This is a genomic window from Devosia sp. Leaf64 (assembly GCF_001421945.1).
GTDB lineage: Bacteria > Pseudomonadota > Alphaproteobacteria > Rhizobiales > Devosiaceae > Devosia.
On sequence record NZ_LMLO01000021.1, the window covers coordinates 783937 to 798737 of the forward strand.

Annotated in this window: 13 protein-coding genes; 11 read left to right on the forward strand and 2 right to left on the reverse strand. The window is 61.2% G+C overall.

The features are described 5' to 3' along the window. Positions 1–25: 25 nt before the first annotated feature. Positions 26–1501 carry an AMP nucleosidase gene (locus ASE94_RS16805; protein ID WP_062631305.1) on the reverse strand — a complete coding sequence of 492 codons (1476 nt, stop codon included), beginning with the start codon at positions 1499–1501 and terminating at the stop codon, positions 26–28. Positions 1502–1939: 438 nt separating this feature from the next. On the opposite strand from ASE94_RS16805, the gene greA reads away from it, so the two are divergent. From greA to ASE94_RS16860, 11 genes are all read left to right on the forward strand, one after another. Further along, positions 1940–2425, forward strand: coding sequence for a transcription elongation factor GreA (gene greA / locus ASE94_RS16810; RefSeq protein WP_062631306.1), 486 nt, complete (start codon positions 1940–1942; stop codon positions 2423–2425). A 288-nt stretch (positions 2426–2713) separates the two neighbouring features. Then, positions 2714–3616, forward strand: a complete 903-nt coding sequence (gene folD / locus ASE94_RS16815; RefSeq protein ID WP_062631307.1) for a bifunctional methylenetetrahydrofolate dehydrogenase/methenyltetrahydrofolate cyclohydrolase FolD — start codon at positions 2714–2716, stop codon at positions 3614–3616. Continuing rightward, positions 3613–4185, forward strand: coding sequence for a DUF1643 domain-containing protein (locus ASE94_RS16820; RefSeq protein WP_062631308.1), 573 nt, complete (start codon positions 3613–3615; stop codon positions 4183–4185). The genes folD and ASE94_RS16820 overlap by 4 nt, the downstream gene beginning before the upstream one ends. 200 nt (positions 4186–4385) lie before the next feature. Further along, entirely contained in the window at positions 4386–4946 is a 561-nt protein-coding gene (locus ASE94_RS16825; protein ID WP_062631309.1) for a GrpB family protein, read from the forward strand. 185 nt (positions 4947–5131) lie between these two features. After that, positions 5132–6175 (forward strand): septal ring lytic transglycosylase RlpA family protein, encoded by a 1044-nt coding sequence (locus ASE94_RS21595; protein WP_280137178.1) that lies wholly within the window; start codon positions 5132–5134, stop codon positions 6173–6175. Between the two features lie 58 nt (positions 6176–6233). Then, positions 6234–7376, forward strand: a complete 1143-nt coding sequence (locus tag ASE94_RS16835) for a D-alanyl-D-alanine carboxypeptidase family protein (RefSeq protein ID WP_244484092.1) — start codon at positions 6234–6236, stop codon at positions 7374–7376. 216 nt (positions 7377–7592) lie between these two features. Then, positions 7593–8279, forward strand: a complete 687-nt coding sequence (gene tmk / locus ASE94_RS16840; RefSeq protein WP_062631311.1) for a dTMP kinase — start codon at positions 7593–7595, stop codon at positions 8277–8279. Next, on the forward strand, positions 8276–9298 hold the full coding sequence (locus ASE94_RS16845; protein ID WP_062631312.1) for an AAA family ATPase: 1023 nt from the start codon (positions 8276–8278) through the stop codon (positions 9296–9298). The genes tmk and ASE94_RS16845 overlap by 4 nt, the downstream gene beginning before the upstream one ends. Next, positions 9298–10848: a methionine--tRNA ligase gene (metG, locus tag ASE94_RS16850; protein WP_062631313.1), complete on the forward strand. Its 1551-nt coding sequence runs from the start codon at positions 9298–9300 to the stop codon at positions 10846–10848. Before ASE94_RS16845 ends, metG begins: the two co-directional genes overlap by 1 nt. Positions 10849–10850: 2 nt before the next feature. Further along, complete coding sequence (locus ASE94_RS16855; RefSeq protein WP_062631314.1) at positions 10851–11630, forward strand: TatD family hydrolase; 780 nt, start codon at positions 10851–10853, stop codon at positions 11628–11630. Then, on the forward strand, positions 11630–12466 hold the full coding sequence (locus ASE94_RS16860) for an MBL fold metallo-hydrolase (protein WP_062631315.1): 837 nt from the start codon (positions 11630–11632) through the stop codon (positions 12464–12466). Before ASE94_RS16855 ends, ASE94_RS16860 begins: the two co-directional genes overlap by 1 nt. Before the next feature lie 163 nt (positions 12467–12629). On the opposite strand, the gene parE is transcribed toward ASE94_RS16860, so the two are convergent. Then, positions 12630–14657 carry a DNA topoisomerase IV subunit B gene (parE, locus tag ASE94_RS16865; RefSeq protein ID WP_062631316.1) on the reverse strand — a complete coding sequence of 676 codons (2028 nt, stop codon included), beginning with the start codon at positions 14655–14657 and terminating at the stop codon, positions 12630–12632. Positions 14658–14801 lie beyond the last annotated feature (144 nt).

Sequence of the window (14801 nt, forward strand, 5' to 3'; positions counted from 1 at the left end):
TCCGAACAAAAACGTGATTGACTAGTTATTGGAACGCGGTCTCCGCGAAGCTTCTCAGCTTCCGCGAATGCAACCGCTCCGCTGGCTGATCCCGCAGGATCTCCATAGCCCTGAGCCCGATCTGCAGATGCTTGTTCACCTGCGTCCGATAAAAGTCCGAGGCCATGCCAGGCAACTTCAATTCGCCATGGAGTGGCTTGTCGGATACGCAGAGCAGCGTCCCGTAGGGCACCCTGAACCGGAACCCGTTCGCCGCGATCGTCGCGCTTTCCATATCGAGTGCCACGGCGCGCGATTGGCTCAATTGCCGAACGATCTCGGCCTGATCCCGCAATTCCCAATTGCGATTGTCGAAGGTCGCGACGGTCCCCGTCCGCATGATCTTCTTGGTCTCGATCCCTTCGGTTTGGGTAATCTCCTCCACTGCCTGCTCGAGTGCCACCTGCACTTCCGCCAGCGCCGGCACTGGCACAGTCAGTGGCAGATCGGCGTCGAGGACATGGTCCTCGCGCACATAAGCATGGGCCAGCACATAGTCGCCAAGCTCCTGGCTATTCCGCAGCCCCGCGCAGTGCCCGAGCATGATCCACGCATGCGGCCGCAACACCGCGATATGGTCAGTGATCGTCTTGGCGTTGCTCGGCCCGACACCGATATTGACCATGGTAATCCCACGCCCACGATCGCCCACAAGATGATAGGCCGGCATTTGCGGCATGCGCGGCGGCGCATTGCCCGTCACCTCGCCACCGGTCAGCATATTGTCGGTCGACACATTCCCCGGCTCGATGAACCGTTGATAGTGCTCATGGCCTTCCGCCATCCACGCCTTCGCGACCCGGCAGAACTCGTCGATATAGAACTGGTAATTGGTAAAAATCACAAAGTTCTGGAAATGCTCGGCCGCCGTGCCGGTATAATGCGCCAGGCGGAACAGCGAATAGTCGACGCGCGGCGCCGTAAAAGCCGAAAGCGGGTAGGGCCCGCCCCGTGGCGGCACATAAGTGCCATTGGCGATTTCATCGTCCGTATTGGTCAGGTCAGGCGCGTCGAACACATCGCGCAGGGGAATCCCCAACGCATTGAGCGCTGCGCCATCCACATGTTCATGCGGCGGCAGCGCAAAATGCAGCGGGATCGGCGTCTCGCTCTCGCCCACGTCGATAGTGCCGCCATGATTGCGGAGAAGCACCGTGAACTGCTCTTGGAAATAGGTCCGGAACAGGTCCGGCGCCGTCACCGTCGTGCGATAGATGCCCGGCGTATGGAGATATCCATAGGGCAGGGTGCTTTCGTGCTTGGAATAACTCGTCGAGCGCACTTCCACCTGCGGATAACAGGCGCGCACCCGCCCCGCCGGTACCTCGCCCTTGGCCAGTCCATGCAGATGGTCGCGGATGAAATCGCAGTTACGATGATAGATTTCGGCAATGCGCGCCCATGCCGCTTCCGGATCGGTGAAACTTTGCGTCTCAAGTCGGGGCGGGGTGAGTGTCGTCATTGCACATCCTCATCTCGGCGCTTCGGAATCGCGCCTGTTTGACCGGTCAATATAAGCACCGCACGACACCTTCTCAACGGAACCGCCGGGAGTAAACCAGTCTTTCACACTTCGGTGAGCTGCACTTTTCTTGCCGCATTTGGCCACCATCTTTGCAGTCAGTTCACTGGCAAGGCAAACGACCCATGCACCAGTGAGCAGGATATGGTCAGCCGCTTGTCCCCCAAGCCCTCAACAGCGCGGCGGACTATGTCCCCCAAGGCCGTCCGGCACTCGTGCCGGGCGGTCTTTTCATTTGCAGACGAGCCGTTTAGACCACCTGTCAATTATGGCATAGGACCGCGCCGCGCTTCGCAGTAGCCCTCATGGTGATGTGCGCAGCGAAGCGAAGCCTCGAACCACGAGGGCGTGCCTAAAGATACCAACCCGGAGTTCGCCGTGAGCGTCGCCTTCACCAAGGAAGAAAGTGCCGAAACCGCCGCCGAATCCGTCCTCCCGGATCGCCCGATTCCATCCGGCCTCAATCTCGTGACCGACACCGGGCTCGAAGCCCTCCATACTCAGCTCGAATCCGCCCGCGCTGCCCTCGAAACGGCCAACACGATCGAAGACATCAACGAGCGCCGCCGCCAATCCGCCGTGCCCCTCCGCGACTTCCGCTACTTCACCGAACGCGTCCGCTCAGCGCAATTGGTCGCCGCCCCAACGACCACCGATGCCGTCACCTTCGGCAGCCAGGTCACCTTCACCCGCGACGACGGCCGCGAAGAAACCTACCGCATCGTCGGCGAAGACGAAGCCGATCCAAAATCGGGCACCATCTCCCACGCCTCCCCAATCGCCCAGGTCCTCCTCGGCAAATCCGTCGGCGACATTGCAACGCTCGCAAACCACGACCTCGAAATCATCGACATCAAGCTCTGAGGGCAGGGCGCCACCACTCCAGATTCCTCCCAGTCCTCGGCGTCATTCCCGCGAAAGCGGGAATCCCATTGCACCAAAAGAGGGATTCCCGCTTTCGCGGGAATGACGCGGCCCTATATCCGCTCTCTTAATCTCCCCGATGTGTCCCTCCCCCTACCAGGGGGAGGTTAGGTGGGGGTACCCAACCCGCGCAAAACCATGGACGGATGCCCCACCATCCCTTATGTCCAAGCGCAAACGCGGGAGCGTCTTCCCGCGCCTCCAAATCCCCAAGAAAACGAGGCCAGCATGACCGCAAAAATCATCGACGGAAAACTTTTTGCCGAGAATCTGCGCGGTCGTATCGCTGGCCATGTCCAGCGCCTCAAATCCGAACACGGCATCACGCCCGGCCTCGCCGTGGTCATCGTCGGCCACGATCCGGCGAGCCAGGTCTATGTGTCCAATAAGGCCAAACAGACCGCCGAAGTCGGGATGAATTCCTATAAGCACGAACTGCCAGAAGACGTCTCCGAAGCGGATCTTCTTGCGCTTGTCCATCAGCTCAACGCTGACCCAGCCGTCCACGGCATCCTCGTCCAGCTCCCCGTGCCAAAGCACATCGACCCTAACAAGGTCATCGAAGCCATCGACCCCATGAAAGATGTCGATAGCTTCACCCCCGCCAATGTAGGCAAGGTCCAGATCGGTCTTCCCGGTCCCGTCTCGTGCACCCCGCTCGGCTCGCTCATGCTGTTGCGCGATCACCTCGGTAAGCTCGAGGGCAAGAACGCCGTCATCATCGGCCGCTCCAATCTCGTCGGCAAACCGATGATGCAGCTCCTCCTACGCGACAACTGCACCGTCACCGTCGCCCATTCGAAGACGCAGAACCTCGCCGATGTCGTCCGCCAGGCCGATATCGTCGTCGCAGCCGTCGGCCGCCCCGAAATGATCAAAGGCGATTGGTTGAAACCCGGCGCCGTGGTCATCGATGTCGGCATCAATCGGGTTCCCGCCCCCGAAAAGGGAGAGGGCAAGACCAAGCTCGTCGGCGACGTCCATTTCGCCTCTGCTGTCGAAGTCGCTGGTGCCATCACGCCCGTTCCTGGCGGCGTCGGCCCCATGACCATCGCCTGCCTCCTCGCCAACACCATCACGACCGCTTCGCTCATCAACGGCCTCGTCCCCCCGAGCGACCTGACCGCATGAGCCAGACGAGCCTAGACCTCGGCGGGAAAGCTGCCCATGATCCCGGCGGCAAGGTCCGCCTGCGCCTCGGCGCCGGGGTTTCTGGCGATGCGGTCTTGAGCCCCGACGGCCGCTACCGCCAGCTCATGCGCCGCTGGCTCGGCAAAACGTTTCCGGAAAACTACATCCTCTTCATCGGCATGAATCCCTCCACCGCCGATGCCACGGTGGACGACCCCACCTGCGCGAGAGAATGGACCTTCGCCCGCCGCGAAGGTTTTTCTGCCATGGTCAAATGCAATGTCGGCGATTACCGCGCCACCGATCCCAAATCGCTCCTGGCGCCCGACACCGTCGCCGTCTCGCCCGCCAATCTCCCTGCCATCCGCAAGGCCGCCAACGGGGCAGGGCGCGTCGTCCTCTGCCACGGCAAACTCAACAAAGCCCTCGCCCCCGCCGGCCGAGAATTGGTGGAAACCCTCCGCGCCGACGGCATCACCCTCTGGTGCTTCGGCACCAACGCCGACGGCTCCCCCAAACACCCCCTCTACCTCCGCGCCGACACCCCCCTTGTGCCGTTCCCGGCCTAATCACAGCTGAACCCCAATCCCCGATCGTCACCCCGGCGCAGGCCGGGGCCCATCCTGAGATCTAGAGATGGCTCCCGGCCTGCGCCGGGATGACAGCCAGTGAATGCTTAGGCATCCGGGTGCCAAGTCGCCCCTTTCAGCCCCTTGCACTCCCCCAAGCCCTCCCTCAAACTTCCTCAAAAAGCGAGGAGGCCACCCCCATGAAAATCATCATCGAACCCGCCAATCCCTCCTGGCCCGATGACTTCCAGCGCCTCAAACCCCAGCTCCTCGCCCTAAGCCCGCCCGGCGCCTACGCCCACCATATCGGCTCCACCGCCGTCCCCGGCCTCGCCGCCAAGGACATCATCGATATCCAGATCACCGTCGACGATCTCACCCAAGTCGACCCCGCCGGCTTCCTCGCCACCGGCCACCGTCAAAGCGAACACACGTCCGATCATTGCCCTCCCGGCATGGACCTCGCCCCCCACGATCTGGCCAAACTTCTCTTCGTCGCCACCACGCCGCGGCGCGCCCATATCCATATCCGCCAGCGGGGCGCCTTCAATCAGCAGTTCCCGCTCCTTATGCGCGACTACCTTCGCGCCCACCCGGTCACGACCGGCGCCTATGAATTGATCAAGCAACGCCTTGCCGGTTTCTTCCCCGAAGATCAGGACGCCTATTACGACATCAAGGACCCGGTCTTCGACATCATCCACGACGGCGCGCGCGAGTGGGCCGAGCGCACGAATTGGAAAGAGCCCCAGCCGGATTGAGCGCGTCGGCCGGGAAAATCCAAAATTATCATTTGAGTAACCAAGTCCGACATTACCCGCGTTCAAAGCTAACGAATTGTCACCCTTAACCTCTCCTCAACCAGCCGAATGACAAATTAGGGAAAATTGTCCGTACGCTGTTTATCGCGTGCGCCCTGATCCAAGCGTGTTGAGTAAAGAGTACCGTGACGACCACTTGGCGCCACCTTATCCGCGGCCTCGCCCTTTGTGCTTTGCTCGCCCCTTCGCTCGCTGCCTGTATGGGTGGCATGGGCCTCGGTGCGACAGTCAAGCGCGGCGCCTTCACCTCCAGCGAATATGGCGTCGCCGTTTCGCCCCGCGTGACCAACAATCCTAATCCGCCGCGCGGCGGTGGCCGCTATCAGGTCGGCAAACCCTACACCGTCCGCGGAAAAACCTATGTGCCGCAGGAAGATCCGTTCTATCAGGCCACCGGCACAGCCTCTTGGTATGGCTCCGATTTCCACGGTCGCCGCACTGCCAATGGCGAAATTTTCTCCGCCAATGCCATTACCGGCGCGCATCCGACGCTGCCGCTGCCGTCCTATGTGCGCGTCACCAATAAGGATAATGGCCGCTCGCTCGTCGTCCGCATCAACGATCGTGGCCCCTACATGCCCGGCCGCATCGTCGATCTATCCCACAGAGCCGCCGCCATGCTCGGCTATGTCAACAATGGCTCGACCAGCGTCGATGTCCAATATGTCGGCCCGGCGCCACTCGAAGGCGACGACACCCGCATGCTGGTCGCCTCCTATACCGGCCCCGCCAATTACGACACCGGTAATGTTCGCGTTGCCAGTGCCGGCAGCGACCGCAGCCTCGTCGGCATAACATCCAATTTCTTCAATGGCTTGTTCTCCTATTCGGATTCAACGCCGCAAGCGGTTGACGGCAATATCAGCTCCGCCTTCGCCGCCGTGAACGCCATGGCGACCGAACCATCGGCACTCCAGGAGTGGGCCAACAGCGTTGATGTCAACCAACGTCACTTCCGCATGGGCCTCGGCGTTTTCAGCAATCAGAACAATGCTATAGCGCTGTCCGAACGCTTCGCCGTCATCGGCGCGGTCGATGAAGAGCAGGTGCTGGTCAATGGCCATCCTGCCACGCGCCTCACTCTGAGCTATCTCAAGCCCGGCGCCACCAAGGAAGATGCGCTCAACTTGGCGCGAGAACTTGGACTCGGCGATATAATTCTCTATTAAATCAAAGTCGGTCCAGCGCCTCTGTCCGGCGATACGGCCGCAACGCAAGGTATCGCCCGTGAGACTGCTTCTTGCCCTGCTGATCGCTGTGATTGGCGTCTTCCCGGCGCTCGGTCAAACGAGCTTTGAGACCAATGCCCGCTTTGCCGTGCTGATGGATTACGAGTCCGGCACCGTGATCTTCCAAAAGGATGCGGACGCCCGGCTCGAGCCGGCCAGCATGACCAAGCTCATGACCCTGGCCGTGGTCTTCAACGAGCTTCGCTCCGGCCGCATCAAGCTCAGCGATCCCTTCTTCATTTCCGAAAATGCCTGGCGCACGGGTGGCGCATCCTCCGGCGGCTCCACCATGTTCGCCGATCTCAATTCCCAGATTCCGGTCGAAGATCTCATTCGCTCGGTGATCATCCAGTCGGGTAATGACGCCGCGATCGCGCTCGCCGAGGGCATTGCTGGCACCGAGGGCACCTTTGCCGGCATGATGAACGAACTGGCCCGCCAGATCGGCCTCGAAGGCTCGCATTTCACCAATGCAACGGGCTTGCCGGACCCGGAGGAATATTCGACGGCCCGCGATCTCGCCAATCTCGGGCGCTATCTCATTCGCGAATTCCCTGAATTCTACCATTACTTCTCCGAACCCGAGATGGAGTGGAATGGCATCAAGCAGGCCAACCGCAATTCGCTGATCGAAGTCGGCATCGGCGTCGATGGCCTCAAGACCGGCCACACCCAAGCCGCGGGTTATGGTGCCGTCATCTCGACAGCCCAGGGCGATCGCCGCCTTGTCGCCGTCGTCCACGGACTTGGCTCCATGCGCGAACGCGCCGAAGAAGGCCGCAAGCTTCTCACCTGGGGCACCCGCGCATTCGAGCGCTTCGCCGCCTATCCCGATGGCAGCGTCGTCGCCTATGCCGATGTCTATGGTGGCGAAATCGGCAGCGTCGGCCTCGTCGGCAAGGGCGAAATCGCTCTCTATCTGCCCCGCGGCTCCCGCGATTGCCTCTCGGCCGAGGTCAAATATACCGGTCCCCTCATGCCCCCCGTCGCCGCCGGCCAGCAGGTCGCCGAACTCCAAGTGTTCTGCAACAAGGAACTCGTTCAAAGCGCCCCGCTCTTCGCGGCCGAAGACGTCCCCCAGGGCGACTTGGTTCGCCGCGCCACCGATGCGCTCAAGCAGTTGGCGCTGGGTTGGCTTTGAGCCGGCCGCAGGCAGGTAGCCGTTCGCCCCCACCTAACCTCCCCCTGATAGGGGGAGGGACTTACCGAGTTTGTCTCGCTGTCCGTAAGCCACCGACCGATTCCTCCCCCTCCCAGGGGGAGGCTAGGTGGGGTCGGGATTTCAACCAAGTCCCAAAACCTTTCCCCCCATCCCGCATTGACCTAAAAGATATCCGACCAAGGAATCACCCAACCCATGCTCGAAGCGCCAAATCGCAGGCCGGCACGCTTCATCACCTTTGAAGGTGGGGAAGGGGTTGGCAAATCGACCCAGGTCAAACGGCTGGTCAGCAATCTGGCAGCGGCATCGGTCGAAGCAGTGCGAACCCGTGAGCCCGGCGGCACGCCCAAGGCCGAAGCGATCCGCTCGTATATCCTCCAGGGCCGCAGCGAGAGCTGGGGCGCAGGTGGCGAAGCCGTGCTTTTCGCTGCCGCTCGTCTCGACCATGTCCATCAGTTAATCGCGCCCAATCTCGCCAAGGGCACGTGGGTCATTTCCGATCGCTTCGCCGATTCCACCCGCGCCTATCAGGGCCTCACCGGCGGCGTTGATCCCAAGCTGATCGACGCGCTTGAAAGCCTGGCCCTCGATGGTCACACGCCCGATCTCACGCTTGTCCTCGACATGGATCCCGAACTAGCTTTCAAGCGCGTCGCCCAACGCGCCATCGAAGACGGCCTGGCCCTGACCGGCGACCGCTTCGAAAAGGAAGAGCTCGATTGGCACCGTCGCCTCCGCGATGGCTTCCTCGATATCGCCCGCAACAACACTGATCGATGCGTGGTGCTCTCAGCCGATCAGGGCGAGGAAAATCTCGAAAAGGAAATCTGGAAAGTCGTGCAGTCGCGCTTTCCGGAATTGCATGCCGGGATCGAGGCTTGACTGATCCAGCCGCCCTTGCCGGCCTGCCGCTCCCCGAAGAGCGCCATCAGGCCATCGGCCACGACGTCGCCCGCGCCGCGATCCTGCAGCAGGTCGCTGAACGCCGCTTACCCGGAGCGATCATGCTCCATGGCCCGCAAGGCATTGGCAAGGCCACCTTCGCCTTCGAACTCGCCGCGGCCATCCTGACGGCGACCGGCGATGAAAGCGCCGCGCGCGTGACCGAACAGGTCACGGCGCTGTCCCACCCAAACCTCTTCGTCCTCCGTCGTCGTCCCAAGGACGCCAAGGGCTTTTACACCATCATCCGCGTCGAAGACGTCCGCGAACTCCGTGATGCCTTGCACCACACGCGCGGTCGCCTCGGTCATCGCATCGCCATTCTCGACTCCATCGACGATTGCAATCCGTCCGCAGCCAATGCGCTCCTCAAAACCCTCGAAGAGCCACCCGCCGACACGACCTTCCTCCTCGTGTCGCACCGCCCAGGCCAGCTTCTCCCGACCATCAAATCGCGCTGCCACAATATCGCGCTGCGCCCGCTGCCCGATGATCAGGTGGCCAGCGTCGTCACCGGCAGCCTGCCCGATATCGACGGCGAAACCCTCGATCGCGCCCTGCGCCTCGCCGGCGGTAGACCCCGGCGCGCCTTTGAAACCCTAGCGCTTTCGCCTGACTCGTCCGTCGGCGTTCTCATCGCCTGGCTCCAATCGCCTCGAAGCCTCCCCGCCGGTGCCGCGATAGCGCTCGCCGATGCGCTCGGTGCCGATCCGCAGGGGCCGGACATGTCCTTTGCCCGCGAAATCCTTCTCGATTGGCTGGCTGACGAAGCCCGCAACGCCGCTTTCGGCCCGGGTTCGCGGTTGCGGCTTGCCTCCGCCACAGACCTATGGGACAAGGCAAACGCGCTCCTGAGCGAAGCCGACAGCGTCAATCTCGACATGAAGCAGACACTGTCCGTGCTCTTCGATGCTATCAGGAAGCACCTCAACACGACTGCCATTCCCGCCGAGCCATAATGACCGCCAAGCCCTTTTACGTCACGACCGCGATCTCCTATCCCAATGGTGCGCCGCATATCGGGCACGCCTACGAGATGATCGCCACCGACGCCATCGCCCGCTGGAAGCGGCTCGAGGGCCGGGAAGTGTACTTCCTCACCGGGACGGACGAGCACGGCATCAAGATGGTGCAGACCGCGGCCAAGGAGGGCATCACCGCGCGCGAATTGGCTGATCGCAATTCGGCCGAGTTCCGCAAACTCGCCGCCGAACTGAATCTCTCCAACGACGATTTTATCCGCACCACCGAACAGCGCCACTATGACGCCTCGCAAGCCATCTGGAAGAAGATGGAAGCGAGCCAGAACGGCGACATTTTCCAGTCCACCTATAAGGGCTGGTACTCGGTCCGCGACGAGGCCTATTTCGACGAAGCCGAGCTGACGGAAAAGGACGGCAAGCGCTTTGCCCCCTCTGGCGCCGAAGTCGAATGGGTCGAAGAGCCAACCTATTTCTTCCGCCTGTCCGCCTATCAAGAAAAGCTGCTTGCCCTCTACGAAGCCAACCCCGATTTCATAGCGCCCAAAGAGCGTCGCAATGAGATCATCTCCTTCGTCAAAGGCGGCCTCCAAGACCTCTCGGTCTCCCGCACCACCTTCGATTGGGGCGTGCCCGTTCCAGGCGGCGAAGGCCACGTCATGTATGTCTGGGTCGATGCCCTGACCAATTACATTACCGGCGTCGGCTACCCCGACGAGCAGAGCGAACTCTTCAAGAAATTCTGGCCCGCCGATCTCCATGTCGTGGGTAAGGACATCATCCGCTTCCACACCGTCTATTGGCCCGCTTTCCTGATGAGTGCTGGCCTCCCGGTGCAGCACCGCGTCTTCGCTCATGGCTTCCTGACCGTCGATGGCCAGAAGATGAGCAAGTCGCTCGGCAATGTCATCGATCCGTTCCAGCTCGTCGACACCTTCGGTCCCGACGCCGTCCGCTACTTCTTCCTGCGCGAAGTTTCCTTCGGCAACGACGGCGACTATTCCAACGAGAAGCTGGTCAATCGCGTCAACGCCGACCTTGCCAATAATCTTGGCAATCTCGCGCAGCGCTCGCTCTCGATGATCAACAAGAACTGCGACGGCAAGGTGCCCACACTCGGCACTTTGACCGACGCGGACAATGCCATCATTGCCGAGGTCACCGAAGCGCTCGACGCTGCCCAAAAGGCCATGGACGCACAACTCGTCCACGAAGCCACCGGCGCACTCGTCGCGGCCCTTTCGTCGGCCAACAATTATTTCGCCGGCCAGGAACCCTGGGCGCTGAAAAAGACCGATCCGGCCCGCATGGCCACCGTCCTCTACGTCACCGCTGACACCGTCCGCCGCATCGCCATTCCGATGCTCGCTTTCGTTCCGGCTTCGGCAGCGCGCCTTTTGGACCAGCTGGCAGTGCCCGAGGACCAGAGAACACTCTCGGCCGCGCTCAATGTTAACGGAATGGTACCAAATACTGACATGCCAGTACCGCAAGGCGTCTTCGCGCGCCTCGAAAAACCGGCCGAATAAGCATGCTCATCGATAGCCACTGCCATCTCGACTTCGAGGCGCTCTCTGCTGACATCGACGGCGTAATGGCGCGCGCTGCCGCCGTCGGTGTTACCGGAATGGTGACGATATCCACACTGGTGGATAACTTTTCCACCTATGCCGCCATCGCGGAACGTTTCCCGAACGTCTGGTTCTCGGTCGGCACGCATCCACACAATGCGGACAAGGAACTTCATATACAAACGGATGATCTTGTCCGGCTAAGTGCCCATCCCTGTTGCATTGCTATCGGCGAAGCCGGCCTCGACTACTTCTACGACAACGCCCCGCGCGAGGCCCAAGCCATCGGTCTTCGCCGCCATATCGCAGCCGCTCGCATCACCGGTCTTCCACTGGTTATCCACAGTCGCGCCGCGGATGAGGACATGGCCAATATCCTCGAGGAAGAGAGCCGGGCAGGGGCCTTCCCCTTCGTCCTCCACTGCTTCACCGCAGGCCGCGATCTCGCAGAGCGGTCTCTCGCACTTGGTGGTTACATTTCCTTCTCCGGCATCGTCACCTTTAAGAATGCCCAGGAAATTCAAGATGTTGCGAAACTTGTCCCCGGGGACCGCTACATCGTCGAAACTGACTCACCCTACCTAGCCCCGATTCCCCATCGTGGCCAATCGAATGAGCCGAGCTTTGTCCGCCACACGGCCGAAAAAGTTGCCGAACTCCGCGGCATCTCACTCGAACAGCTCGGCGCCGAAACGACCGCTAATTTCGCCCGTCTCTTCTCAAAATCCGGCATAAAGTAATGCCCGCGCCCGACCGGATCATCGCGACCATTTTAGGCTGCGGTTCCTCCGGGGGCGTGCCGCGCATCGGCAATGACTGGGGAGTTTGCGATCCGTGGGAACCTCGCAACCGCCGTCGCCGCTGCTCTCTTCTCATCGAAGGGTGGACGCAAGACATTGAAAAACCTACACGAATCCTGATCGACACCGGCGTAGACCTCCGCGAACAGCTTCTCGACGCCAAGGTCGATCGCGTCGACGCCGTGCTCTACACCCATGAGCACGCCGACCACACCCACGGCATCGACGACCTCCGCGTCCTCGCCCTTCACAACCGCCGCCGCGTAGACGTCTACTTCAGCGCTGAATGCCGCGAACGCCTCTTCGAAGCCTTCGGCTATTGCTTCATCACGCCCCCGGGAAGCAGTTACCCGCCGATCCTCAACGCGCACACCGTTGAGCCCAGCCAAGCACTTAGCGTCACTGGCCCAGGCGGCACCATCGACGTCACGGTCTTCCTCCAGAACCACGGCGACATCGATTCCCTCGGCTTCCGCATCGCCAATGTCGCCTATAGCTGCGATCTCTCAGGCATCCCCGCACAGTCCGACGCCGCCGTCTCCAACCTCGATCTATGGATCGTCGACGCCCTGCGCCCAACGCCCCATCCGAGTCACCTAAGCCTGCCGGAAACTCTGGATTTAATTGAGAAATTCAGGCCCCAACAAGCTGTCCTTACCGACATGCACATAGATCTCGACTACGCCGAGACCGAAGCTGCGACGCCCGGACACATCACCCCGGCGTTCGATGGCATGCAGATCGATGTGCTGACCGGAAAAATCCTGAACCGGTAACCGCCTTGCGTCGTCGATACTCCCCCATGGTGGGACAACGACACATCCCCCACAGTCACCACCGGGCTTGTCCCGGTGGTCCACACATCGGCAAACTGGATTGCCCGGACAAGCCGGGCAATGACGACCGCAGGGAAGCAATGCGCCGTCGGTGAGACCGGCCCTAAACGTCCAGATCCGTCACAAAAGCCGCATTTTCCTGAATAAATTCAAACCGCGCTTCCGGCTTGGTCCCCATCAGACGATCTACCGTCGTCTTGGTAGCAACGTGGTCATCCAGCACCTTCACCTGCAGCAATGTACGGGTCTTTGGTGACATAGTCGTCTCGCGAAGATGAGCAAACGGCATCTCGCCTAGGCCCTTGAAGCGGGTCGTTTCGACCTTGCTCTTGCCGGTAAACTCCGTTGCCATCAACTCAGCCCGATGCGCGTCGTCGCGCGCATAAAGCGTCTTGCCGCCCTGGCTGATGCGATAGAGCGGGGGCAGGGCGAGATAGAGGTGTCCATTCTCAATCAGCCGCGGCATTTCTTGGAAGAAGAAAGTGATGAGCAGCGAAGCGATATGGGCGCCATCGACGTCAGCATCGGTCATGATGATGATCTTATCATAACGTAGATCATCCTCGGTGTAGCGATCCCGCGTACCGCAGCCGAGCGCCTGGATCAGGTCCGAGATCAGTTGGCTCGCGGCCATCTTTTCCCGGCTCGCGCCTGCCACGTTGAGAATCTTGCCGCGGAGCGGCAACACAGCCTGATTGGCGCGGCTGCGCGCTTGCTTGGCCGAGCCACCAGCGGAGTCGCCTTCGACGATGAAGAGTTCCGCGCCTTGCGCCGCGTTCTGCGTACAGTCGGCAAGCTTGCCGGGAAGCCGAAGCTTGCGCGTCGCACTCGCCCGGTCGATCTCTTTTTCCTTGCGCCGGCGCAGACGCTCTTCAGCCCGCTCGATAGCCCAATCGAGAAGCTTGCCCGCCTGTTGTGGCGATGATCCCAGCCAGTGGTCGAATGCATCGCGCAGCGCGTTTTCAACGATGCGCGTGGCTTCCTGCGACGCCAGCTTGTCCTTGGTCTGCCCAACGAATTCGGGCTCGCGCACGAAGACTGACAGCATGGCATTGCAATGCCCGAGCACGTCTTCTGCCGTCAAAGCCGCTGCCGCCTTGTTTTTGGTCAGCTCCGCATAGTTCTTGAGCCCTCGCAGCAGAACGAGCCGCAGCCCAGCCTCGTGCGTGCCGCCATCAGGTGTCGGTACCGTGTTGCAATAAGACGAGGTGCTGCCATCCTCGATGGTCCAGGCAATGGCCCATTCCACCGATCCATGGCTACCGGGGCGACCGGTCTTGCCTGCAAAAATATCGTCGACGATGCGCGTTTCGCCCTCGATCCGCGCGGTCATGAAATCCTTCAAGCCGTCGGGATAGTGGAACACCGCTTTCGCCGGAACCTCGTCGCTGGCAAGGCTCTCGTCACAACTCCAGCGTAGTTCGACGCCACCGAAGAGATAAGCCTTGGCTCGGGTCATCCTGAAAATCCGGCCCGGCGAGAAATGCGCTGCAGCTCCAAAGATCTCGGGATCAGGATGGAAACGCGTCACCGTACCGCGACGGTTTTGTACCCGGCCGACATTGACGACGTCTTCGACGACCTTGCCGCGCGAAAAGATGATGCGATGAAGCTGCTGGTCACGAGCCACCTCGACGATCATGTCGTCGGAAAGCGCATTGACCACCGAAACGCCAACGCCGTGCAATCCGCCCGAAGTTTCATAGGCCTTCGAGTCGAACTTGCCGCCAGCGTGCAAAATCGTGTGGACGATCTCGAGCGTCGAGCGCCCCGGAAATTTCGGATGCTTCTCGACCGGAATGCCGCGCCCATTGTCGCCAACGGTCAAATACCCGTCGGCCCCGAGATGCACCTCAATCCGCGTCGCGTGGCCCGCAATGGCCTCGTCCATCGAGTTGTCTATCACCTCGGCGAAGAGGTGATGATAGGCGTTAGCATCGGTGCCGCCGATATACATGCCAGGACGGCGCCGCACCGGCTCCAACCCTTCGAGCACCTCGATATCGGACGCGCCATAACTGTCCCCACCCACAGGCGACGCCTTGGGCGTGCTCGCTTTGCTCGGAGCAGGGGTCGGGACGGTGTTCTGAGGGGCTGCGGAACCGCCAAAGAGATCGATAGGCTCTGACATGCACATTCCATCGCTGAGCCCGAATCGGGCGTCGAAAATCTATCTTAACCCAAGGATTCGTGCGGGTCTGGCGCGCGCGTTTAATTCCACAGCCAAGGGCGTTCAGTGTATACGTCAACATGAACGAAAAATGAACACGGAACT

What these genes read in the sequence shown, in the direction of transcription:
- ASE94_RS16805 (WP_062631305.1), bottom strand. Translation starts at nt 1,501, where the DNA reads ATGACGACACTCACCCCGCCCCGACTTGAGACGCAAAGTTTCACCGAT.
- folD (WP_062631307.1), top strand. Translation starts at nt 2,714, where the DNA reads ATGACCGCAAAAATCATCGACGGAAAACTTTTTGCCGAGAATCTGCGC.
- ASE94_RS16820 (WP_062631308.1), top strand. Translation starts at nt 3,613, where the DNA reads ATGAGCCAGACGAGCCTAGACCTCGGCGGGAAAGCTGCCCATGATCCC.
- ASE94_RS16825 (WP_062631309.1), top strand. Translation starts at nt 4,386, where the DNA reads ATGAAAATCATCATCGAACCCGCCAATCCCTCCTGGCCCGATGACTTC.
- tmk (WP_062631311.1), top strand. Translation starts at nt 7,593, where the DNA reads ATGCTCGAAGCGCCAAATCGCAGGCCGGCACGCTTCATCACCTTTGAA.
- metG (WP_062631313.1), top strand. Translation starts at nt 9,298, where the DNA reads ATGACCGCCAAGCCCTTTTACGTCACGACCGCGATCTCCTATCCCAAT.
- ASE94_RS16855 (WP_062631314.1), top strand. Translation starts at nt 10,851, where the DNA reads ATGCTCATCGATAGCCACTGCCATCTCGACTTCGAGGCGCTCTCTGCT.
- ASE94_RS16860 (WP_062631315.1), top strand. Translation starts at nt 11,630, where the DNA reads ATGCCCGCGCCCGACCGGATCATCGCGACCATTTTAGGCTGCGGTTCC.
- parE (WP_062631316.1), bottom strand. Translation starts at nt 14,657, where the DNA reads ATGTCAGAGCCTATCGATCTCTTTGGCGGTTCCGCAGCCCCTCAGAAC.